Genomic DNA, 585 nt, shown 5'->3' on the forward strand with positions numbered 1-585 from the left:
CCGGGCGACGGTCCCGGCTGCCGAGTTCCACCACCGAGGCCATCACCAGCACGCCACGCCGGAGCGGGGAGGTGTTGAGCGCGGACCAGATCTGCGTCAGCTCGTTCAGCTCCGCGCGCTTCAGCGTCAGCGTCAGGCGCTCCGTCTGGCCGAGCAGGTCGAGGTCCATCACCGGCGCGCCGCGCGGCGCATCGGGGATCGCGCTGCCGAGGACGCGCAGGCGCGGCGTGACGACGGCGAATTCGTGCAGCACCGACAGCGCATCGGCCAGCGCCACCTGGGCGTTCAGCTCCGCCAGCGGGTCCTGCTCGTCAGCCGCATGGGTGGTCAGCAGGTAGGTGAGGTCGAGCGCCAGCGGCGGGCGCGCGGGGACGCGGCCCTGCATGTCCGGGCGCGGCGGCAGGTTCGCCAGGTGCGGCGAGGGTGCGAGGTGGAGGAGATACAGGTTGACGCGCAGCCCCGTGCTGCCATCGGGCACGATGTCCGGCGGGGCGAGGGTGACGTCCACCGCCTGCGCCATGCGGTCCCGCAGCAGCGTGCGCAGCGTGCGGGAAGCGGCGGCGATCGGAAGGTGGCCGGACATGG

General features: G+C 73.5%; 1 protein-coding gene. It reads right to left on the bottom strand.

What is annotated here, in order from left to right:
• A partial coding sequence (locus ACLD7X_RS17955) for a Pvc16 family protein (RefSeq protein WP_411425050.1) occupies positions 1-585 on the bottom strand: 585 nt, incomplete at both ends.

This window comes from Aphanothece microscopica RSMan92, assembly GCF_046613545.2.
GTDB lineage: Bacteria > Cyanobacteriota > Cyanobacteriia > PCC-6307 > Cyanobiaceae > NIES-981.